The 22653-nt window shown below is 48.4% G+C and carries 14 protein-coding genes; 6 read left to right on the top strand and 8 right to left on the bottom strand.

Annotated elements, in window-relative coordinates:
• Window positions 1-7 precede the first annotated feature (7 nt).
• Window positions 8-1630 (bottom strand): family 10 glycosylhydrolase, encoded by a 1623-nt coding sequence (locus HP567_RS01505; protein WP_173611790.1) that lies wholly within the window; start codon window positions 1628-1630, stop codon window positions 8-10.
• A gap of 240 nt (window positions 1631-1870) precedes the next feature.
• On the opposite strand from HP567_RS01505, the gene HP567_RS01500 reads away from it, so the two are divergent.
• Complete coding sequence (locus tag HP567_RS01500; RefSeq protein ID WP_173611791.1) at window positions 1871-2821, top strand: lipase/acyltransferase domain-containing protein; 951 nt, start codon at window positions 1871-1873, stop codon at window positions 2819-2821.
• A gap of 55 nt (window positions 2822-2876) precedes the next feature.
• Here the strand turns inward: HP567_RS01500 and HP567_RS01495 are convergent, their stop codons facing one another.
• The 7 genes from HP567_RS01495 to HP567_RS01465 form a co-directional block, all read right to left on the bottom strand.
• Window positions 2877-7718: an LPXTG cell wall anchor domain-containing protein gene (locus HP567_RS01495; RefSeq protein WP_229087839.1), complete on the bottom strand. Its 4842-nt coding sequence runs from the start codon at window positions 7716-7718 to the stop codon at window positions 2877-2879.
• 54 nt (window positions 7719-7772) lie between these two features.
• Complete coding sequence (locus tag HP567_RS01490) at window positions 7773-8390, bottom strand: class D sortase (protein ID WP_173610259.1); 618 nt, start codon at window positions 8388-8390, stop codon at window positions 7773-7775.
• Window positions 8391-8652: 262 nt separating this feature from the next.
• The gene (locus HP567_RS01485; protein WP_173610260.1) at window positions 8653-9285 is read right to left on the bottom strand and encodes a YHYH domain-containing protein; all 633 of its coding nucleotides are present in this window, start codon (window positions 9283-9285) and stop codon (window positions 8653-8655) included.
• Between the two features lie 11 nt (window positions 9286-9296).
• On the bottom strand, window positions 9297-9929 hold the full coding sequence (locus HP567_RS01480; RefSeq protein WP_173610261.1) for a LysE family translocator: 633 nt from the start codon (window positions 9927-9929) through the stop codon (window positions 9297-9299).
• A 152-nt stretch (window positions 9930-10081) separates the two neighbouring features.
• Window positions 10082-11845 (bottom strand): SH3 domain-containing protein, encoded by a 1764-nt coding sequence (locus HP567_RS01475; RefSeq protein ID WP_173610262.1) that lies wholly within the window; start codon window positions 11843-11845, stop codon window positions 10082-10084.
• A gap of 14 nt (window positions 11846-11859) precedes the next feature.
• Window positions 11860-12795: a hypothetical protein gene (locus HP567_RS01470; protein WP_173610263.1), complete on the bottom strand. Its 936-nt coding sequence runs from the start codon at window positions 12793-12795 to the stop codon at window positions 11860-11862.
• On the bottom strand, window positions 12792-12941 hold the full coding sequence (locus HP567_RS01465; RefSeq protein ID WP_007724683.1) for a hypothetical protein: 150 nt from the start codon (window positions 12939-12941) through the stop codon (window positions 12792-12794). Before HP567_RS01465 ends, HP567_RS01470 begins: the two co-directional genes overlap by 4 nt.
• A 197-nt stretch (window positions 12942-13138) precedes the next feature.
• On the opposite strand from HP567_RS01465, the gene HP567_RS01460 reads away from it, so the two are divergent.
• From HP567_RS01460 to HP567_RS01440, 5 genes are read left to right on the top strand one after another with little or no spacing between them, the layout of a single operon-like run.
• Window positions 13139-14932, top strand: a complete 1794-nt coding sequence (locus tag HP567_RS01460) for a vWA domain-containing protein (RefSeq protein WP_173610264.1) — start codon at window positions 13139-13141, stop codon at window positions 14930-14932.
• 13 nt (window positions 14933-14945) lie between these two features.
• Window positions 14946-18335 carry a tubulin-like doman-containing protein gene (locus HP567_RS01455; RefSeq protein WP_173610265.1) on the top strand — a complete coding sequence of 1130 codons (3390 nt, stop codon included), beginning with the start codon at window positions 14946-14948 and terminating at the stop codon, window positions 18333-18335.
• Between the two features lie 34 nt (window positions 18336-18369).
• Window positions 18370-20718, top strand: a complete 2349-nt coding sequence (locus HP567_RS01450) for a hypothetical protein (protein ID WP_173610266.1) — start codon at window positions 18370-18372, stop codon at window positions 20716-20718.
• The gene (locus tag HP567_RS01445) at window positions 20715-21992 is read left to right on the top strand and encodes a vWA domain-containing protein (protein ID WP_173610267.1); all 1278 of its coding nucleotides are present in this window, start codon (window positions 20715-20717) and stop codon (window positions 21990-21992) included. Before HP567_RS01450 ends, HP567_RS01445 begins: the two co-directional genes overlap by 4 nt.
• Before the next feature lie 17 nt (window positions 21993-22009).
• Complete coding sequence (locus HP567_RS01440; protein WP_173610268.1) at window positions 22010-22645, top strand: beta-mannanase; 636 nt, start codon at window positions 22010-22012, stop codon at window positions 22643-22645.
• Window positions 22646-22653: the final 8 nt, after the last annotated feature.

The raw sequence follows: 22653 nt of genomic DNA, 5'->3' as shown, positions 1-22653 counted from the left end.
AATTTATTTAGCGGTTGTAATAACTGCTAAGAGCTGGGAGCAGACCTAATGGATTTTTTCGCAAGTCCTTGGCACTAAAGAAAATGCTGCCTTGAACCTGAGGAACCATCGCGTTGTAATTCAACTGGTTGATAATCTCTTGGGCACTTTGCCAGCCAGCCTCAGCCGTTCCCAGCTTGTAAGGGGAGTGACCGATGTAGAGCTTGACGTTCGTGCCTTGTACTTCGTTTGCCCACCAAGTGACGAGCTTGTCGTATTGGGCAGGGGCGAAGGAAAAGCTCCAATAAATTTGTGGAGTTACATAATCAATCCATCCTTGTTGAATCCATGTGCGCACATCGGCAAACATGTGGTCATAAGCAGTAACGCCAGCTTTTGTATCGGAGCCAGTCGGATCGACGTTGCTGTTACGCCATACACCGAATGGACTGACCCCGAACTGAATGTGAGGCTTGACGCTCTTGATGGATTGATTCAATTGTTGAACAAACTGATTGATATTATCGCGGCGCCAGTCTGCTTTGGACACGATCTTTTTGCTGTTAAAAGCCTTGAATGCTGCATCGTCTGCAAAGGCGACATTGGAAGGATAGAAATAATCATCCAGATGGACACCATCGATGTCGTAGCGCTGCACGACTTCCATTACTTCATTGATAATTTGCTGACGTGCCGCCGGAACACCCGGGTTGATGTACAGCTTTTTGTTGGCATTCACAATCCAGTCAGGGTGCTGCTTGATCACGTGATTTGCTGGCAATTGGTCTGTTTTTGCATCTGTAGTGGCACGGAACGGGTTGAACCAAGCATGGAATTGCATCCCGCGTCTATGCGTTTCTTCTACCATAAAAGCAAGGGGGTCGTATCCAGGATCTTTCCCTGGAGTTCCCGTCAAAAATCTCGACCATGGTGTGAGCGTAGAAGGATACAAAGCATCTCCAGATGGGCGAACTTGCACGAAAGCAGCGTTCATTCCCATCGCTTGTAGCTCATCGAGCAGCTGTATGTATTCTTGTTGTTGCTTTGCTGGGTTTCCGTAAGAACCAGAAGAAGGCCAGTCCAAGTTGTAGACCGTAGATATCCATACCCCGCGCAAATCTCCGTTTGTCACCACAGGTGTGCCTGGTTCCATACCGCCAGTCTCACTCAATACATCCTGTGGCGGCGGCGTCATGGTAGCGACGTTTCCGCTTTGCAGGCGAATGGTTCTTGTTTTGTCTTCCCATTTTACCGTAAGGCCCAACTGCTCAGAGACAAAACGCAGCGGAACCATAATTCTTCCTTGTTTGTTCTGAACAGAAGCATCGAGTGGGACGCTATTGTTGTTCACGAGAGCGTTCTTTTGATTAACCGTCAAGGACAACAAGGTATCTTGCTTACTGATCGTTGCGGTTTGAGACTTTGGCTCCCAATTTACTTCGGCTCCCAGATTTTCACCGATCACCCGCATTGGGACCATCGTTACGTCTGCTTTTGGAACAATGTACGGAGCGACGTCACTTTTGATTTGTTGCCCGTCCAAATAGATGCTGATGCCAGAGGATGTCTGCGCGGCCTGCACGGATATCCCCATCGTTGGAATACATAGTACGAACATTAGCAAAAGCATAAACCACTTGCGTACCTTCATTTTTGCCAATCCTCCGACAAGTATAGATTTGCTTAATACATTAGCCAATTCGTTAGACGCTTAATTATATCGCTTTGTTACGCTCAAGTGGGAAGATTATTGTAACGATTCGCTCCGATTTGGAAAAAAATGACGAAACTCATGAAGAAAGGGAACCTCCCAAGCTTATCTGACATAGGCAAAAGCATATGTTGTTTTCCTTCGAGTCATGGGACAAAAGTGAGGGAGAGGAGTGCAAGCATGAGTTCATTTCTTGCGCAGAAGGCACCGATTGTTTTTGTTCCGGGGCTGTTTGGGTCGATGAGTGATCGAATTATTCCGGGTACTGGTGACTGGGGCTTCGGATTTGCCCGAACGGCTTATGAGCCATTTATCCGTTTGCTTGGAAAAATGGGTTACCCCCTCAATGAACAATTGTTTGTAGCCTTTTATGATTGGCGAAGGCAGATCGATATTTCCGCCGAGCGCTTTTTGCTGCCTGTTATCGAGCGAGCGAAGCAAACGACAGGCTCCCCTTGTGTTAATCTCATTTGCCATAGCATGGGGGGCCTTGTTGCTAGAGCGTATGTCCAGAGCGAATTTTATCAAAACGATGTGGATCAGTTGCTCATTTTTGCGACTCCCAACGCAGGATCGCCTGTCGCCTACAGCTATTGGGCAGGAGGGAAGCTGCCCCGCTCTGTTTCTGCCAAAAGAAATGTCGTGGAACTATACATGAATGTATATCTGGCCTATATGGAGCAAAGCATCCCTTTTCATCGTATACAAGCTATTCACAGACACTTCCCCAGTCTCCTTGACCTTACCCCGTCAGCAGCATACGGTGATTATTTGCTGGAGAAAAACCAGGGGGTAGAAGCCTTCGTACCTTATGGGCAAATGGTCGTGAAAAATCAATACATGGACTACTTGAACGCAACGATGGGGATTATCGCAGCCCGCAATATTCGCGTCACGCTGGTAGCTGGCATCGGACATGAAACGATTCATTACCTGCGAACGGTCCCTTCGCTGTCTCCCGATAAATGGGTCGATGGAAGAGTAGTGGGCTCGATCAATAGTGACGCTGGGGATGGGAATGTCATGGCAAGCAGCGTATTCGCGCTGGAAGGTGAGCGTTATTACGTAGAGGCGACACATCTGGAGATTTTATATAAAAGTGAACCGCTTCTCCGGCAATTGCTAGAGTAGGGAGAAAAAAGAGGACCAAGCCAGGGAGATCTCTGGACTTGGTCCTTTAGATGAGCTACGCTTTTTTGCTTCTGCGATACATGATCGAAATACCGATCAAGATCGAAACGATACCCGCAACGATAGGGAGTGGGTTAGCCTGTTCTCCAGTCTGCGGCAATACTTTGCCTGTTGATGGAGATTCGTTGCTGGTTTCCAAGACGTTGGAGTTATTGGCAGCTCCCGAATCGTTTGGTTTGGTCGTATTTTCTGTTTGATTCAGCTCTTCTGAAGTGTTGGGGTTCGTGGTGTTGTTGTTTGCATCAGGAGTGCCCGGTTGATTCGAGTTGCCAGGTTGGTCTGGGCTGCCAGGTTGGTCTGGGTTTCCAGGTTGGTCTGGGTTTCCAGGTTGATCCGGTTTGCCAGGTTGATCCGGTTTGCCAGGTTTATCTGGTTTGTCAGGTTTATCGGGTTTGTCTGGTTTGTCTGGCTTCTCCGGTTTGTCTGGCTTTTCCGGTTCGGGCTCTGGTTTAGGTTCTGGCTCAGGCTCTGGCTTTGGTTCTGGCTTTTCAGGCTCTGGTTCCGGTTTTGGATCAGGATTTCCGCCACCGCCACCGCCGCCACCACCGGAGGTCACGTCATTTTCGACAGTGACGAGCACATGGTCGCCAGCTACTTGGTTTCTTTTAATCTCGAACTCGATCGGCTTGCTGCTTTTTACATAACCAGCAGGTGCTTTTGTCTCGATAAACTCATACTTGCCCGGATTCAGGCCTTCAACAATCAGCTCTCCGTTGCCATCCGTAGTCAGCTTGGTAAGCTCCTGACCGTTCATATCTTTGGCTACCTGACCATGTTCATCCCGGAGCGTAAATTCAGCTCCTTTGAGTTTATGATTTGGGTATCCTGTTCTTACTTTGGTCAGTTTCACAGATCCTGGGTTCAATCTGTTGGTCAACGTGAGAGAGGCAGTTCCTTCCTCTGTCACTTCGAATTTCAGTGGTTCAGCAAGCTCATAATCAGCAAGGGCTTTTGTTTCCACGAGCTGGTAGAATCCTGCTTTCAGGTTTTCGAGGAGAAGGATACCGTCCTTATTCGTTGTGAGTCCACTTTGCAGTACTTTCCCGTCGGCATCTTGAAGCTCAAAGGTTACGCCAGGAAGTGGTTCTTTGGTGTAGTGGTCCACTTTCAGCAATTGAACAGACCCGATATTTTTGGCGTTCTTTTTCGTAAGGGTCACAATTTCTGTCTGATTGGAGGCGATTTTGAATGAAATAGGAGTCGCATCCAGCTTGTAACCCTTCGGAGCTTTCGTTTCGACTAGCTGATAGTTTCCTTCTGCCAGATCGCCTTTGGAAACTTTTCCGTCAGAGCCGGTTGTCAGCTCAGCGATCGTTTCGAACGCTCCGCCCTTTTCAACCTGCAGATTGAAGACAGCGCCTTCCAGCGTTTTGCCAGTATTCTCCGCGTCAACTTTGGTTAACTCAAATCCTTGACGGAGCAGCTTGTTCCCGATGGTCATTTCGATTGTAACTGGAGCGGCAGGGTCAGCACCTTCAGGAGCTTTTAACGTAATGTCTTTTCCGTTTCTGTACTCGTCTGCGATGACGTAGCCAACAGGAGCGGATAGTTCTTTTAGCTTGTACGCTTTAAATTTGTAGCCTTTGAAGGTGGCAATGCCATTTTCGTCGGTCACGACTGTTTCCAGCAAGGTATTTCCTGTCTTGTCGTACAGACCAAACGTGGCTCCTGCCAATGCTTTTTTCGAATCTGCGTCTGTTTTGACGATTTTCAAGTCGCCTTTACCAGGTGTGCCGGCTCCGCCACCAGCGCCCGACAAGCTGACTTTGACACCATCTTGTCCGTCTTTACCTTTACCTACAACTTTTTTCCCTGCAAAAGAGGCTTCGTTTTTGATGATTTCTCCATGATCAGCATTGATAAAGGAGCGGTACTCCAGGATGTAGGCAGTGTGCAGGTCGTTTTTGAAAGTCAGTTTAAAGGTGTTGCCGACCACTTCTAACGTGTAGTCCTCGACTGCCACTTCTTTTCCGATAGCCAAGGCACCGGATTCAGAGACGGTTGTCGTAAAGAGCTTGAAGGAATCTTTCATCAGAATTTGATTGCTGGACAGCGTATCGGTCAATACAGCACCTGCCGAAATGTAAGACTGGCTCGGATTGATTTTTACTGTCCATGTTGCATACTCTGAATCTGCTCCTGTACCCTGTACGCCTGTTTTGAGGACGTACTCCCCACCGTATGCCGGTCTCACGGTCGTCTTGCCTTTATAGAGTGGAGTGCCTGTTATGTCACTATCATGCATAGTGGCATTGTTTTCGTACACTTCTCCGACAGGGAGATCAGCCAAACTGGTTGTGTACGTGATGCGATAGGCCGAGTCGATCTCTCCAAGATGCAGTTCAAAACCGTTGGTTAATGGGTCGAATTTGATAGGAACAACTGGTCCTTCGACCACTTTCACGCCGTCTGCTCCACCTGTAAGCAACAATTTATGCACTCGTAACGAGTCTTTCACAAAAGTTTGTTCTCCGGTATAAAAATCCCGAATAATCGCGTTGTTAATCTTGTGAAGGTTATAGTTCACATCGATTGTCCATGTGATTTCTTTTGTGCGGGCGTCGTATGCGCCTGTTTTGTTGCCGTTATTGCTGGTGTAGCTGTCTGGTTTAACAGTAGCGGATTTCGTGATGGGGTCTTGTGCTTTCCCGTTTTCCTTCCAGTTCAGTTCAGCCTTGTTTTTGTACGCGGATGGACGGTCCTTGGAAGTAGGATCGAACTTCGTCAGGTACGTAATCACAAGGGCTTTTGTGACTGGTTTGTGGAAGGTGATCTTGAATCCTTCCTCGTACTTTGGATTCGGAGAGATGGTGTAGTCTTTGTCAGGGCCTTCTTCCAAATCCTTTGTCCAATCGTTGATTTTTACTTTGTCAGGAAGAAGAGTCAGCCCTTGTCCCGCATAACTGTCGGTAATGACGACTTCATCCATCACCTGATTGTCCTCGTTTAGACTAAGCGTCCATTCGATCGTTTTATTCAGGTAATCGACTTTTTCCTTTTTGGCGTTTTTCCAGAAGATTGCTTGGGTGATCTCTCTGGATGCATCTTTTTTGGTTCCATCATAGATCTCTACTTCATTTTTCACGAGGTAGCTGTCTTGGTGGATCCGATTTTTGGCTTTGGTTTGGTAGGTGATTTCGTAAGCTGCTGACACGTCATGGTCAAACTCCAAGCGGAAGCCGGTATCCGATGGGGTTACGTTGTACCCTTTGATGGCAGCCCCGTCTTTTGTTCCGTTTCCGTTGTCGCCGATGGTCATTTTATGAACGGTAAAAGAACCATTCACGAGCTCTTGATGACTGGTATCGAAGCGATCCTCGAGCCATGCATCGCTTTGCTTGATCAGTTTTTCATTGTAGTTGTACTGAATAGCCCAGGTGATTGTTTGCGTGTTGTAATCATAGCCAATCGCTTTTTTGTTCAAAGGCTGGCTGAATCGAACAGGGACATTGGCGGAATCGATTAAATCCTTTGGAAGGTTCGTTCCTGTGACAGTGGCTTTATTCGTGTAGGTTGTATCTGTCGTACCAGTGACGTTGGTTTTGTACGTGACCCGATAAGCACCGTCGATGTCGCCAAAGTTAATTTTGAACCCATTTCCTTCTGTCAATTTCTCAGGAGTGAAGGTAGTTACCTCAGCCATTGGATTAACAGAGCCATTCAACTGAACTTCTAATGGAAAAACCTTAATCGAGCTCATGTCGATGTCCAGACCGCTTGGAATCTCATCCGTAAAGACAGCGCCTTTAATCGGATTTTCACTCATGTTAAAATCGACGGTCCAGTCGAGGTGGCTAGGATTCATGCCCTTGTTTGCTTTTCCGTTCTTGTCGATTTCATTGTTGTTTTTGCCTTTGAAATGGACAGAGATCGGGGCGATGCCATCGAATTTAAAATCGATTTCCTGTCTCGTGCCGCCCTCAAATTTTTTCTCATCAAATTCCCGCCATACATAGAACGTTCCGTCATTGATCTCTGCGCCGTCATTGATGCTATCACTAAAAATGAAAGTGACGGTGCCATCTGTTGTTACTTCATAGGTGCCGTATCCTCCGTTCAGATCTCCGGTCAAAACGCGATCGGTCCGAAACTTATCTGGGAGAGGGAAGGTAAAGGTGGCACCTTCTGAGTAAGGATGTCCAGCAGGGATTTTCCAAGTGAAATCAACTTGAACACGCGAGCCTTGATCAGGGCGGATGTCTTCAATGTTGTTTCCGTCTTTGTCCTTCATGACTACGCTGGTGATGATGTTGTCTTTGATGATGTTGTCTTCAGGGTCTGGAACTGGTACCGGTACCTCTGGTAGAGGAACTGGTGGTTCAACAGGTGGCGTAGTCGGAGTTCCCGTGCCCGGATCGGTAGGAGTTCCTGTACCCGGATCGGTAGGAGTCCCTGTGCCCGGATCGGTAGGAGTTCCTGTGCCTGGATCGGTAGGAGTTCCTGTGCCTGGATCGGTAGGAGTTCCTGTGCCTGGATCGGTAGGAGTTCCTGTGCCTGGATCGGTAGGAGTTCCTGTGCCTGGATCGGTAGGAGTTCCTGTGCCCGGATCGGTAGGAGTTCCTGTACCCGGATCGGTAGGGTTGCCCGTGCCCGGATCGGTAGGAGTTCCTGTACCCGGATCGGTAGGGTTGCCCGTGCCCGGATCGGTAGGAGTTCCTGTACCCGGATCGGTAGGAGTTCCTGTGCCCGGATCAGTAGGGTTGCCCGTGCCCGGCTCCCCACTATTGCCAACGACAACCTCATCTTGTGTTTGGGCATACGTGGTTGTCGTGAAACCGAAAAAGTTTTGGATGATGAGCAAAAGTGCCACCACAACGACCCAAGATTTCCTTTGCATATGCTCCTCCTGTACGTAATCAAACTAGCTCATTCTTTCTTTCAGTAAGAAGTGTTAGGGCTGAGATGAAGTCGTTTGTTTCCATTCAGCTTGAACGATCAGTCTGTCCTTCGGATCTTTTGCTCCAACAGGGGTGCATGTGACCAAGGTGATCAATGGCTTCTTTTGATCCTCAAGAACTTCTATTTGTGTACGATCTACGATAAAGGCTTTCACGACAACGAATTGGTAGGTTGCCGTTTTCGTCCTGATCTCAATCTCATCATAAGGTGCTAGTTCGTCCAAACGATTGAATTGCTTACCATGAGTAATCCCGCGATGACCTGCCAGTCCAACATTGTTCACACCGAATTCCTTCTCTGGCTCGATCAGGCCAACACCTTTACTCAAGGCATGCTTGTCCGCGCCTTCATAAATCATCATTTCCAGATCAATTTTGGGAATCCGAATCACGCCTCTGGCACCTTCCAACATAGCGAGCGGCTTTTGTATCTGAGGAGCTGGTGGGTCCTCGGATGCAGCCGTTTCTATTTGCTCGCTGACGTTGCTCAGTTGTTCGAACGCTTCGATGAGCTGTTCTTGCTTTTGTGCAGAGACCGCCGTTTCCCATTGAGGATAGAAAAGGAGGAATAAGCCTGCCAGGATAAACCCAGCACTTAACAGCACTCGCACATTCTTCAACTCCCTTTTCGCACCGTTAACTCAATTCATCTTTCCCCCCTTGCCTTAATTTTTAGTTACACTAAACTTTTTTCAGCCAGTCATTCTTCGTTGTATAAATCTTGCTAGTCGGGAACAACAGATTCACCGCTGTTCCAATTTTGAAAAAATGCCTAGAAGTATCATAATCTTTCGACCTAAACAATTTCTGAACATGAAAAAAGCCAGAGGAGAAAGAATCTCCTGCCTGGCTTTTTCGGTCTTTTTTCTATAGTTAATAGGCGACGCTCTTCGAAACAAATCCAACTAAAATCTTCCCATTTCCATCGATGGTGGAGCCGTAATACCAATCTCCACGTTCACCGACTACTTGAACAAGTGCATCTCTGACAGCGTAGCCCCTGCCTGGACTTTCTGTGGAAGGGGTCGAGAAGAAGTAGCCTTTCTCTCCTTGAATTTTAACGGTCTTGGGAGTAATTGGTGTATAAGAGGTGACCACTGTTTTGGAAACGTAACCTTGATCCATGGCGATAAATTCTGGCTGTGTACCGGATGCTTTGATTTCAAAACCATACCATAGGGTTGCAGTAACGACAGAGTCAAGGGATGGAGCAGAATAAACGTTAGCATTGTCTACAGCAACAATTGTTTTTGAAGGTAGTATTTTAGGTTGTGTACGGGGCGCCGCTGGCTTTGGAGGGGCCGATTTTTTCACTTGGCTGTTGGAAGAGCCGCCGCCACCGTTGTGATAGTGATATTCTCCATACTGTAATCCCCATTTTTCGCAGTTTGTTCTACAGGTGTGCCCACCATTCGCATCCGTTCTGCCTGGATGTGCTTCAATCATTTGAACAGGTAAAAAAGCAAAGCAAAGAATGAGTGCGAGTACTGAAATAATCTTTTTCATAGACAAACCTCCTAAGGATTCGCTTTCGCCCGCAACAAATTCAACCCCATCCCGATAAAAACAATCCCCGTCAGCTTGTTGAGAATGACAGAGAACTTCTGGTTATTGCGCAATTTTTGTGTAGCGAAGGAAGCAAACAGGGCGAGGAGACTACACCAGATGCCACCCGTAACGGTAAAAGTAAGACCAAGAATAAGGAAAGGGAGTGGTCCGGCTTCCGTCGCGCTAACAAATTGCGGGAGGAAGGCGATGAAAAACAGGGCGACCTTTGGATTCATGACACTTGTCAGGATCGCTTGCAGATAGACCTTTTCACCCTTCACCTTCTTGGAATCGGCTGCGTCAAAAACTGGTGATTCCTTCGTCATGAGCATCCGAATGCCCAAATAGACGAGATAGGCGACGCCCAATATTTTGACGATGTTAAAAAGCACGATGGACTGCGCCAAAATGAGCGACAAGCCGAAAGCAGCCAAGAGCGTGTGAATGAGTGAGCCTGTCAAAATGCCGAGAACCGAAAGAATACCTGCCTGTTTTCCTTGCGAAATGCTGCGGGTGATGATGTACATCGTGTCTGAGCCGGGTATCAGGTTCAACATGATCGCGGTCATCAGAAATGCTTCATAATGAATGATTCCAAACATCTCTTCTCACTCCTATCTGTCTATAAAATAAAAACAAATTATAGAATAATCTGATACCTAACGCAACGCGGAAAAATGAGGAAAAGCTCCCGACGCAGATCAAGGAAGGTATGCCATGATCGCGAGGGGGAGCTCCTAATTCAGCAAACAGATTACGGCGTTGATTCGGCAGTGCGTATCCAGCCTTCTTTTCCATCAAACACAATCTGATACCAGCCATTCAGATCTGCGATGACTTGGAAGGAACCATCTGCTGCTACCTGACCGATCTTCTCATATTCTTCACCGGGTCCTGCAAAAACATCGATTTTTTGAGTGGCAGGGGGAGTTTTATCCGTCGCTTCTGTTGTGCCGTCAGCAGGGGAAGGCGCTTCTTCTGACCCGGTTCCCTCGGTCGTTTCTTCGGAACCCTCCTCCAAGTCAGCCAGCTTTTCCATATAAGCCAAGCCATTGTCCTCGAGCTTGAACAAAGCGATTTCGTTTTCCCCTTTGCCTACCGCATTTTTCATGATCACATGCTCGGAGTCCTCTACGCTGAGTTCATCAGCCTCAACCGAAAAGCGCTTATCAAGTGACTCTTTTGTCAAATTCGGAGAGAGTGCCGTGTAGGCGTTAGCACGCTCCTTGCCGGATGCACTCACGATAATCACAGGCTTTTCTTTAGTTCCGAGAGTATCGTCGATCTTAGCCTTTGCCGATTTCATGTCTGCATCGAGCGACTGATCCAAATAGAGGATCGAGTCATTTGGCATTTTCGCTGCGAAATAAAGACGTTGATCTGCCTCAGAGAGTCCAAATGCGTAAAGCTTTGCTCCCCAGCGATCTGTGCCAGAGAGCATGTCGGTGAACGTTCTGTCTGGATATCTCAATTGCAATAAGCGTGCTGGATCGTATTCCAACCAGAGCTTTTCCAGATCGGACAGGAGTGTAGCTGTATCCTGGAGCGGATTCAACTGTTCGTACAATTCACGTGCTTTGGTGAACTCGAACGACTTGATGTATTGTTCTGCCTGCTTGAGCTTGCCTTCCAGATAGCGGGTGATCGAATCGAGGACAGGTGAATCACTGGACAGCACATCCTCGATTTTGCGATAGGCGGCTGCCATGTCAACGAAGGCACTCAAATCCTTTGAACGAATGACCTCCTTGATTTCAGCTAGCGCATACTTTTCCAACTGACCCACTAACCAATCTGTTTCAATACCCAGTTTTTCGTAATGACGTATGCTTGTAGCCGTTTTGGTGATGACTTCTTCAAAAGGAGCAGAAGTGATCAATTTCCGTAGCTTCGTCTTTTCATAGTCCTGGAACAAGGCCGTGAGCTCTGCCTGCTTCTTCTTTTTGCCGCCGTAGTATTCATCTGGAATGGCAAGGAGTATTTCAATGAAAGATTCGTCCTGATATTTTTCCTTTTCGAGATTCGCTTGTGCCTGAGCCTTCGCTGTTTGCAAGGCATTCAAGTAATAATCGGAAAAGCTCTTATCCATCCCCATCTGAGCGGACAATTGCTGGAAAAACATCCCCGGTACGTCCTTTTGATTCTGATATTTCTGTTTGACTGCCTGGTATTGTTCGTAGACCGCGCCGATTTCTGCGACCTTCTTTTCCGAAATGGCCGCGAGCGATTGCTGTTGAAGCCCCTCCAGCTCAGTACGGATCGAAGTCAGTAGGAACATGATAGAATTCCATTCGTCATCCCCGTAGGACAGGACAGCCATATCGTGCGCACGAGAAAAGGTTTCCTCGGCTTGCAGCAAGTTCTTTTGTTCGTAAAACGCCTTTGCTTGTTTATACAACGTAATCTGCTTGTATCCGAATCCGAGCTTGAACAGAACGGCGATCAAACCCAAGGCAAAGAGTCCGAGAAAAATATTACGTACCCAAAGGGACCTATGATAGGGAGAGATAGGCAGCATAAAAGGCTCCTCCTTCACAGTATGCCTTTGAAATCCGGGTCAAAGGCGTAATGCGTATCCACCCTGTTTTTGGTAGAATGATATAGTTGTTCCCAACCTTCATTCTTATGGGTTTGTACCATTTTTGCCAATCGCAGAAGGCGCTCGCGAGGCAAAAAATCGATAAATTCGATAATCAGATCCTGATATTCATCCACATACGACTTCATGCGGAGCGCTGCACCTGCCACCTGACCGATGAGTTGATCCCCGTTTTCCAGCAACAATATTTGCTTTTTATAACGTCTGACATAGGTAAGCACGGACTTTTTGACGAGCGAAGGCTGGACCTTGATGACTTCCCGCACATACTCCATGAAGTCCTTGTCGTACATAGACGGGATGAGCGTTTCGAGCTCCAGTTCCATGTCTTTGCGCAGGACGTAATGATTGAGGAACATGATCTTGCGTATCTTGATCGTATCGGAATCGATGAAGTGCCCGATCTCTCTCGTTTTTTCATAGGCTTCCTTGAGGTGTCCTTCTTTGACGTCGTTGCCCACTTCCTCTAAATGATGGAGAAGTGACTTCTTGATCGTCTCCATTTCTCTCGTTAAAAAGTGTTGAAATTGTACGTCTCTTTCATAGCTGCCGTATTTTTTCTGCATCATGAAAAACAAGACGAACAACACACAACCAATACCTCCTGCGAGAGCTAATTGCAAAAGGGTATCCGCAGAAAGGACAGCAAGACAGACGAACAAGCCCAAGAGCAAAAAGCGCGTCTGCACATAGCGGCGCGTCACAGCGTGGGAAACCTGGCGGATCGGTGTGTAGGCTCTCCCGCAGGTCTCACAATGTGTCTCCCACAGGACATGATACGTATGGCATCGCGTGCACGCTTGAATTCTTTCATACGTATGAGTGGTTTTACGGGTTTTGCGAAATTGTACGCCGATTCGTTTTCTCATGGTGAATCCCTCTTCTCATTCAGTAAGGCATGAAGATGCTGATCGATTTCGGCGTTGGAGAGATTGCGCCGTTTTAGTCGCAGCAGCTTGAGGAATCGGACCGCTAGCAGCAAAAAAGCCGCAAACAACAGAAAGTAAGTTAACATAAAATTTCTCCTAACGAAGTTGTCGAAATCTGTAACAAAGAATCATGTCGTATCGTATTACGAGTAAGGGGCAATCATTCTAGTACTTTTTTATCATCTGTCTACTACTTCTTGAATCTAGTGGTAATAGTGTCATAGTCTTACTTTCTTTGCAACACTTCACAAATTCTTTGTAACGAACAAGAAAAGGAGCACTTATGAAAATAATACGATTCCGAATGTTATGTCGATACGTAGCATGTCTTGCCCTACTCTTGGTCAGTGTCCTCTCCGTCACTCATCCGGGCTTTGCGCAAACAAGCGGAAACAATATGGACGCTGTCCTGGTCGTGGACGTCAGCAACTCCATGACCCAAAGCGATAAGAACAAAGTCAGCAATGAAGCGATGAAAATGTTCGTCGACATGACGTCGATCCAAGCGAACAAGGTTGGTGTCGTCGCCTATACCGACAAGATCGAGCGGGAAAAAGCACTGCTTGAGATTAATTCCGAAGAAGACAAGAACGATATCAAAGCCTTCATCGACAGCCTGCAAAAAGGGGCCTACACCGATATTGCAGTAGGCGTAACCGAAGCAGTAAAAATCCTTGATGCGGGACGCAATCCAAACAATGCGCCGATCATCGTGCTGCTGGCAGACGGAAACAACTATCTGAACAAAGCATCAAGCCGTACCCAAACACAGTCTGATCAAGAGCTGCAGCAAGCTGTGAAAGAGGCCAAAGACAAGGGCTATCCGATTTACACGATTGGCTTGAATGCAGACGGTCAGCTTAACCGCACGACACTACAGCAGATAGCTGCGGAGACAAATGGTAAATTTTTCGAAACGAGTACAGCGGACAAGCTCCCGCAAATTTTGAGCGAAATCTTTGCAAATCACCTGAAGCTAAAGGTTGTCCCGGTTAAAAGCTTCGTCGCAAACGGTCAAGCTCAGGAGATTCCGATCCCAATCCCGAATGGCAGTGTCATGGAAGCCAACATCTCGATCATGTCGCAAAAAGCAGTGGAAGTGAAGCTGTATGACCCAGCGGGCAAGGAAGTACAAATCCCTTCCAACCAGGTGAGACTGTCGAAATCCAATGCGTACACGATGATCAAGCTGGTCAAGCCACAGCAGGGAGATTGGAAGCTACAGGTAAAAGGTGTCCCAAAGGAAAAAATCGATATTAACCTCATCTTCAACTACGATCTGCAATTGGAGATGGAGCCAGTCACATCCAAGAGCTTCAAGGCTGGCGATGTCGTACCGATCAAGGCAGCACTTGTTTCAAACGGACAGAAGGTAGCGAGTCCTGATCTGTACAAGCAAATGAAGGCGACACTGATCGTCAATGACAAGACGGATAATAAGACAAATGAGGTCGTCCTGAACAATACGGGCAGCGGGTTCGAAGGCAGCTTCACAATCCCGGTTGACCATACGTACGAGATAAAAATCAAGGCAGAAGACACCAGCTTTTACCGGGAGACGAAGCCACTCCTTGTCGATGCTGCCAAAACGGCAGGCTCTGGAGCGAACAAGCCGAACACAACCACTAATCCTGATGCAGAATCGAAACCATTTCCATGGATGACCGTAGTAGGAGGTACCGTGTTTCTCCTCCTGTTGATCGGTGCAGGTTTGTACGCACTGTCGATCTATCGCAAGGCGAACAAGGGCTTCGCTGGCCAAATCGCCATCGAGATCGTGGATGAGGACACAGGCGAAAAGTCTAATCCGCAGTACAAGAAACTGAACGCATTCAAAGGAAAAGTGAAGCTCCACCAGCTCTTGCAGCTCGCTCCTGAGTTTGCGGAGACAGAGAAGGTCATCTTTTTACCAGGGAAAAACGATACGCTGATCATCGAAAACCGTTCGAGCTGCCGAATCGAAAAGGCAGGGCGTGTACTCGATGCAAGCAAAGGCAAAGAGTTGAAGAAAAACGATCGCATCAAAATTTCGTTAACGAATGTGAACAAGTCCTTATATGTAGATTACATCGTCTAGGAGTGAGTCGATTATGAAAGCAGTTGTGAGAGAACACATTCAACAATTGGACGTATCCCTCGGCGGAGGAATCGTCAGTGACAAGATTCGCGTAGATACAATCGATAACCCGATGCTCGTCATCGGTCTTGGCGGTACAGGAATTGATGCGCTTTTGCGCCTGAAATACCAAGTGAACAGACGCTTCAAGCTGCCGGTAGACCAGCTTTCCAAAAAGCGCAAGGAAAAGCCTGACAATATTGAATTCATCGCGTTTGAAACGAATGAGCATGACCGCAACAAAAAGTACAAGGGCATCGGACTCGATCCAGTGACGGAGTTCGTACTCCTGTCCAATCCTGAGATCGGCGGTGTGTTGCAGAATCGCAGCATTCTGGAGCCGTACATCACGGACTGGCTCTCGCCGGAGCTGACGATTACAGACGGAATCAGCGGGGCGTCAGGTGTACGCCAGGCAGGTCGACTTCTTCTCTTTACGAAAATTACGCAAGTTGTCCAAACGATTGAGAAAAAGATCAAGATGCTGTGCGAGGGCACGAACAAAAAGCTGACTGTATTCCTCTTGAGCGGTTTGTCCGGGGGAACAGGGAGCGGTTGCTTCCTCGACATCGCCTATATCGTACGAGGCATTTTGGAGCGCGACTTCGGCAGTGCGGGGGTAGACAAGGTGAATACGCTGGGCTACCTGTTCACGCCTGACGTCAACCTGTCGAACAAGAGTCTCAGCTCGCACACACGCGACTACATCATGAAAAACGGTTATGCGGCCTTAAAAGAGCTGGACTACTGGATGAATGCGGATGAGCGCAATGAGCGTTTCCGTCAGCAATACGGCAACGTGCTCACCGTGCAGTCGCCAATGCCGCCATTCAACCTGTGCCATTTGATCTCTGCGACTAATCTGGAAGGCAAAGCATTGGAAAATGCCTACGATTACTGCATGAACGTAACCGCGGAGAACATCACGAACTTCATGGCGAGCGAAGAAAAGCGCTCTGGTGAAGAGTTTGCCATCCACGACTATATCAGCAACATCCGTACGAACATCAACCAGATGCCAAAAGCGTACGCAGCCAACTACCAGTACAACGTCATCGGAGCTTCCTCTGCTGTCTTGCCAATCGAAGAGATGACAACGTACCTGGCATATCGTTTGTTTAAAAAGATGGAAAAAATGTTCACGGTAGCCCCAACGCAAGAAGATGCAGAGAAATTCGCCCGCAAGCTCGGAATCGACATCGACTCGATTTCCCGCAAGTTCGAGGAGCGCGTTCCTGAGCCTTTGCCAGGCTATGAAAACAGCGAGCGTTTAAACTACAGCAACGTGATCACCCAGCAAGTCGTGAGCATCGACCACGAGCTGGAGCAAGGCTATCTCGCCAAAGCGCGCGAAGCGTACATCAAGTCCAAAAAACAGATGCCAGGCGACATGATCTCTGTTTTTGGCGAAATGATCACGCGTGTATTCCTGCACCCGCAGCAAGGACCATTCTATGCATCCCGTCTGATTCATTCGGACAAAGGCTACTGCCTGATGAAAATGATCCTTTCCTACATCGAGAGCCTCAAGGCGAATTTGGAGAGCTTCCCGCCTGAGATCGAGGGCGCACGAGAGAACGCGAATGAAAAGCTGGGCGATGCCCGCAGTGCTTTCATCTCCAAGGAGAAGAAGAAAAACAGCTACATCGAAGCGAAGATCAACGAATACCAGCTCCTGGCTGATCAGGAAAAGCTGGAACAAATGATCGAATTCTACGAAGAGCTGCACCGTTTGTTGAATGCAGAAAACAACCGCATTTATAACGTATTTACTGAGATTTTGAACGCACTCAACCAGATTTTCGAGCAAAACGGCGACATCCTGATCAACGGCGGCGAAGAGAGTGACCGCACTGGCAACAAAACGTACTACTGGAACATCGTCAGTGTGCCGGATATCTCCAAAGTCGTCAGCAACATCCTGGAGCAAAAGGATGCGGATGACCTGATCCGCGATTTCACCAGCGAGCTGCTGCGACACTCCGATCAGTGGGTTAAAGAGCAGGAGCTGGATATCGTCAGCTCGATTTCCGAATTCCTCTCGGAGAAGTTCGGTGAGGTGATTACCAAGTCGATGGAAGAATTCCTCGTGATCAAATACGGCCAGGACGAGACACTCGACCGCATCGTAGAGCGCAAGATTGCGAGCAAGCTGGATGAAGAGGCGATTCCAGTCTTCCACCTGAGCAACAATCTCGGCAATATGCACTTCCCTTCCTGGGGCTTTGTATCCGTGCCGCTGAAAGCACCATCGATCTTGAAGGGGATTAAAAACTATCAAAATACAGCGATTAGCGGTTCTCGTTTTACCGTCAAAGAAAGCGAAGTCAAAAACCGCATCTTCTGGCTGAATACAAAAAACGGTGTTCCACTGTTCGCTTACACACCGTTGAAGGTCTACGAGGAAAGCTACGAACGTACAATTCTGGACAGAGAGGGTATTGGACGCCACCTCGTTCAAACGGAAAAGAACAACTGGGCGTATCTACCATCCCCTATTCCGGAAAAATCGTGGGGAGACACGTACCAAAACGGGCGGATCAAAGCGTACAACGCCAAAGTACGCGAACTGTTTGACCGTGCAGTGCGCTACGGAGTCATCCGCGAAAAAGGCAGCGACAGCAAGACCAGCAACCGCTATGAATCCATCGTGACGAAGCCGTTCTCGCTGGCCACTTTCCTGGCTAAGCATCAAGCGCAAGGAGACGCAACCAAGCTGAGCCCTGGCGAGATCAAGCGTGTATTGGTTGAGCTCAAAGGCTTCATGAGAGATGGTCTGGAGCAAGAATTTACACGTGATGTGTTCGGCAGTATCAATGAAGAGATGGCAAAAGAAAACCTGATTCGCTATCCGGAGCAGATTCGCCTGATCGAACAAGAAGTGAGCAAATACGAAGAAATCGAGGCCAAAATCCAGGAACTGGAGCAGATCGTAGGTGCCATCAAGGACGAAGAAGAGCTGGTGACCCGATTCATCGAAGCCCTTTATACAGGGACGATTTGCAAGCGCGGTGCGCTGTACGTCTACGACAAGGATGAGGAAGAAGATGCGTGGGAGCCATTCATCAACCTGATGAAGGTCAACAAGCACGTTGAATTCGCTATCTATGAAAAATTCCGCGCATTGGATCACAAGAGCATGGCAACCATCCAGCGCAAGGCTGCAAAACGCAGTGACGCGATGACTTCAGCAGAGGATACGCAGCAATTGCTGGCAAAACTCGAAGAAATCGCAACTGCTTTCCAGGAAACGAAAAACGATCTGGAATACGATCGCGACGAATACGTAAACGGTGAAGAGTTGTTCCAGTTCTACAAAAAGGTCTGGTCAAAAGTAAACGATATGCGCAAGACGCTGCAATAAACAATTAGGATCGTTTGATAATCGAGGAGGAAGCATGAGGGATTTGATTGGAGAGTTCGCGACCCAATACGTTACGGAATTGGAAAGACAACTGGATAGCGGAAACGGACAGCGAAGCATTCAAAACCCCGTGCTCTTCCTTTTTCTCGGGGATAAGAGCGTAGAGGCATTGCAAGCTGTTCGTGCCCACAACGAGCGCAATTGGCAAAATGGTCACGGTGTGCTTTATGTCCATGCGTATCAGGACAAAACGTGGGAGCATCCGCAAGTAATCGGCTGCCGCTTGCCGCAGGCTGATGAGGACAAGAAAAAGATGCGTACTTCAATCCACGAGCGTTTTTTGCTCGATGAAGCTGTCACCATGGAACTGAACAAGGTAATGAAGCTGGCAAGCGTGCGTGTAGCGGAAATGGGCAAGTTGTTCACTGCTTTTCAGCAAGTCAATATTGCCGTCGTGGCAAGGGCAGATGACCCTGCCACGATTCTTTTGCCAGAGCTGACGCTGCTACTCAAGGGCTACCTCAATGAGCTGTTTAAAAACGTATCAGTCGATCTGTACGTCCTGCTTCAGGAAAAGAACAACGGGGAAGCATTCGGGTTCTCGACAGCGCTCTCGGTCAGCTTTTTGGAAGAGGTCAATCGCTATCAACGAAGTGACTACAGCTATCGAGCGAACCTTTTGGTAACAGAGGATCTCGTGAAACTGCCTGTGGAGCATGTGAACGCACCGTTGTTTTCGCTGGCGTATCTATTGAGTGACAAGACAGAGCATGGCTTGTTTATCGAAGGCGGCATGCAGGAAAATTACGAGCTGATCAGCAAGCTGGTGCTATTGAACAACAAAAAGGCAGAGCCGGAGTTCCATGAAAGCAATGACGGCTATAACAAGCTGCAATTTATGCGCAGCATCTCGGTTGAACACGGGCAGACCAAGTTTGCGTCTGCTGGTCTATCCAAAGTAAAGCGACCGACTCATGCGATTGCATTGACGGTGCTGTCCGCAGTATTTGACCGCTATTGGGAGCGACTCCAGGACGGCGAGGTGTTGCCGAAAACTAAAGCGAGAGAAAAGCTCGGATTGACGGCACATGATTTGCAACGAAAACTGGCTGGTATTCTTCCAGAGGATCACATCTTGGAGGAAATGACGGGGCTCATGACCTCTGGCATCAGCTACAGCGAGCTTTGCAATATGAATATGCGCGAAGCGGAGCTGGCTTTGTTTGACGGCAGCAGCCAAGCCTTTTTTGAGGCGAATGTCGTTTCCGGGGCGCGTAAACGTCTGGAGCACATGCTGTCTCAGGAGTCCTTGGCTGATTTGATTCAGAAAGCAGTCATCGAGGATGAGCGGCTTGGGCTGTATGCGGCTTACTATCTCACAGCCGAACACGCCAATGGAGCAAACCTGCTGGATGAGCTGCGCACAGGCATTCGCGAGACATCGCGACAGGTTGAACAGGTGAAAGCCGAGCTGGTCGATCTCTACCAAGAGCGGGTGGATCGGCAGGACATTCGCATAGGAGGGTTTTTTACACGGGATAAGGAGCGTGTGCGGACCTTTATTCGCCATTTGCTGGACACTATTTATGGCAAAAAGCTGGAGCTGCTGGATTGGGAGATGATGCTCTCCATCCTTGTGAGCTATGAGAAACAGGCAGAGCAGATTCACCGGCAGTTAGGTGAGCAAGTCGAGCAGTTGGAAGCCTTGCATAAGCAACTGCGGGAAATCGCCCAGACAAGCGTTCGGGAAGCGACTGATTACTTGGGCAAAAACGTGGACGAATATTACGAATCGGTCGTCCATGAAACGATCCGGTCATTGGAAGCTTCACGCGGCAGTGATTTTTACATGGAACAACGGTATATTGGCAGCGGCGCTCTACTTAGCGGGAATAGACTCGCCGGACTCGTGGAGAGGCTGTGTCAATTTTGTCGGAACGAGATTCTCACCCGTGCGCCATTTGCTTTATCTTTTGAGGCGGAGCTACTTGCGCGTGCCAACGTCGGGGCTGCTTACGATAACCGAACCGTGCTGACGAAGGAGGATTTGTTCCTCGATCTGGCATTGGTGCTGGAAGAGCGGGCAGCGGTTCACATCGAAGTGTTCCATTTCTTGCAAAAGCACCGCTATGAGGAGAAGTACTTGTTTGCCGATATTCACAACGACTTCGTCCAGTATGCGCTGCACAAGGATGAGAGCACACGAACCTACAAGCTGGGCTGCATCCACGAGGAACAAAAAAGCGGGATAGAAAAAATGAACCTGATGGGTGGATTCGGCATGGAAGAGTTGATGTTTTACCGCAATAACAAGAAATACCATGCTTCCTATGAGGACAGCGGGTTTGTCTTTCGCCGCGTGGGAGGAGATGAGTCGTCATGAGTCAGAGAAGGGTAAGCTTACTCATGCTAGTGTGTAGTCTGGTAGGTGGCGTGATCGGTTTTTTGGTCGGGGAAGTCATGCTCGGCAAGCTTTCCGGAGAAATACCGCAATGGTTGTTAATGGGACTTTATTTTGGTCAATATGCCTTTTTCGTAGGATTGATGTGCCTCATTGCGGAAATGATCTCGCCACGACTGAATGGAGTCGGCTGGAAGCAGCGCTATCTGGGCTTTTCGTGGAAAATGCTCGTGCCCAGCACGTTTTTGATGGTGGGCGTAGTGGCGCTCTTGCTTCAGCTGCTGTACGGTTCATCATTTCAACAGGCCAGCGGAGCCAATAATATTATCATGGTTCTGGATACGTCAGGCAGTATGCAGTCGTCTGACCCGGATAACCAATTGTTCAAAGCAGCAGCCGACATGGTGCAGCGCATGGACAGTGACATGAACATAGCAGTGGTTACATTCCACGATCAAACGAACGTGCTGCAACCCCTTACCGAGCTGAGTAGCCAGTCCGTGAAGGATGAGGTTGTGAAGAAGCTGCTCCAATATCCGCGCACGGATGGAGGCACCCGGATCGATCTGGCACTGCAAGCGGGGCTGGACCAGCTGCAAGCCAATCAAATGGCGAACAGTACGGTCGTGTTGATGTCAGACGGCTATAGTGATCTGGATGTCCCTGCCGCACTTGCGCCCTACAAGCAAAACCAAGTAATTGTCCATACGGTAGGCATGAGCCAAATCGATGCAGACGGAACGGCACTGCTTCAAAAGATCGCTGCTGAGACTGGAGGCAGCTACTTCAATGTTGAACACGCGGACCAAATGACAGGAATCTTTGGTCAGATTTACGATATGAGCCGAACAGACCGCAATATTGTTTCCGAGCGGACAGGCGCAACAGAAGATAGCATGTTTTACGCCATTACCCGTGTGGTCAGTGTTCTGATCATCGGTGCTTTGCTCGGTTTGGCGTTGGGTCTGATTTTTGATAATCGCCATCTGGCCAAAAGCTTCACGATTGGCGGGGCGGTATCAGGACTGTTAGCTGGACTTGTTTTGGAAATGGGTCTGTCGTCGATCGACTTGCTCGATATGGTGGTACGTTTGCTGGCGTGTTCCTTGCTCGCCGTCATCCTGACATTGTTCACTCTCTTTGTGCCAGCTTCCACGAGTGGCGGATCGTCTTTTGCAAAGCGCAGACTGAACACCAGACAAAATCCCCGTGCCTTGGACCCCGGGAACCAGAGCAGCAAACGGTTTGATCTGTAAAGGGAGCATGATGAATCATGATTAATCGGGAGGCAACAACAGAAACTCTCATCAAGGACGTCACCTGCCAGCATCAAGGGAGCGAATACGTGCTCAATTGGCATTGGGCGCAGGATATTCCGTGCGTGTACGTTCACAAGTCACAGTTTGGCGCCCCTTTTGACGTGAACGAGCTGGATGATCGTCAGTTCAAGCTGTATACCCGAGAGGAATACAAAGTCCACAAAGGGCTGCGGGAAAAAACAGACGGCATCGGCAGGTACACATACCGCATCTTTCCTTGTCGATTGGAAAATGGCAAGCCAATTCTGCTCATGCCAGACGGGGATGCCCATGTGATCCACGTCAGCACAGGAAAGGCCAAAATCTACTACTCGTTTAAACGGGGCGGAAGCTGGTTCAGCAAGCATCAATCGTTGCAGATTCGCATTTTTTCAGAGATTCCAATCGCGCGGGACGTACTCTGCTACGTAAAAAAAGAAGGCTCTCCTCCCGCCCACAAGGATGATGGTACCCGATACAATTTCATTCGTGATCTCGAGCCCGGTGTCAATCTGATGCCGGAGATCGAGGTCAGGAAAAAAGACGTCGTCCGCCTGTTTTTTACGGACGGGAAAAAATACGGAGAAATGTACGAACTGATTCCTGAATAGGAGGGGAT

The organism is Brevibacillus sp. M2.1A, assembly GCF_013284355.2.
Lineage (GTDB): Bacteria > Bacillota > Bacilli > Brevibacillales > Brevibacillaceae > Brevibacillus.
The sequence above is the reverse complement of the archived record's forward strand: the minus strand, read 5'-3'. Positions and strand labels throughout refer to the sequence as shown.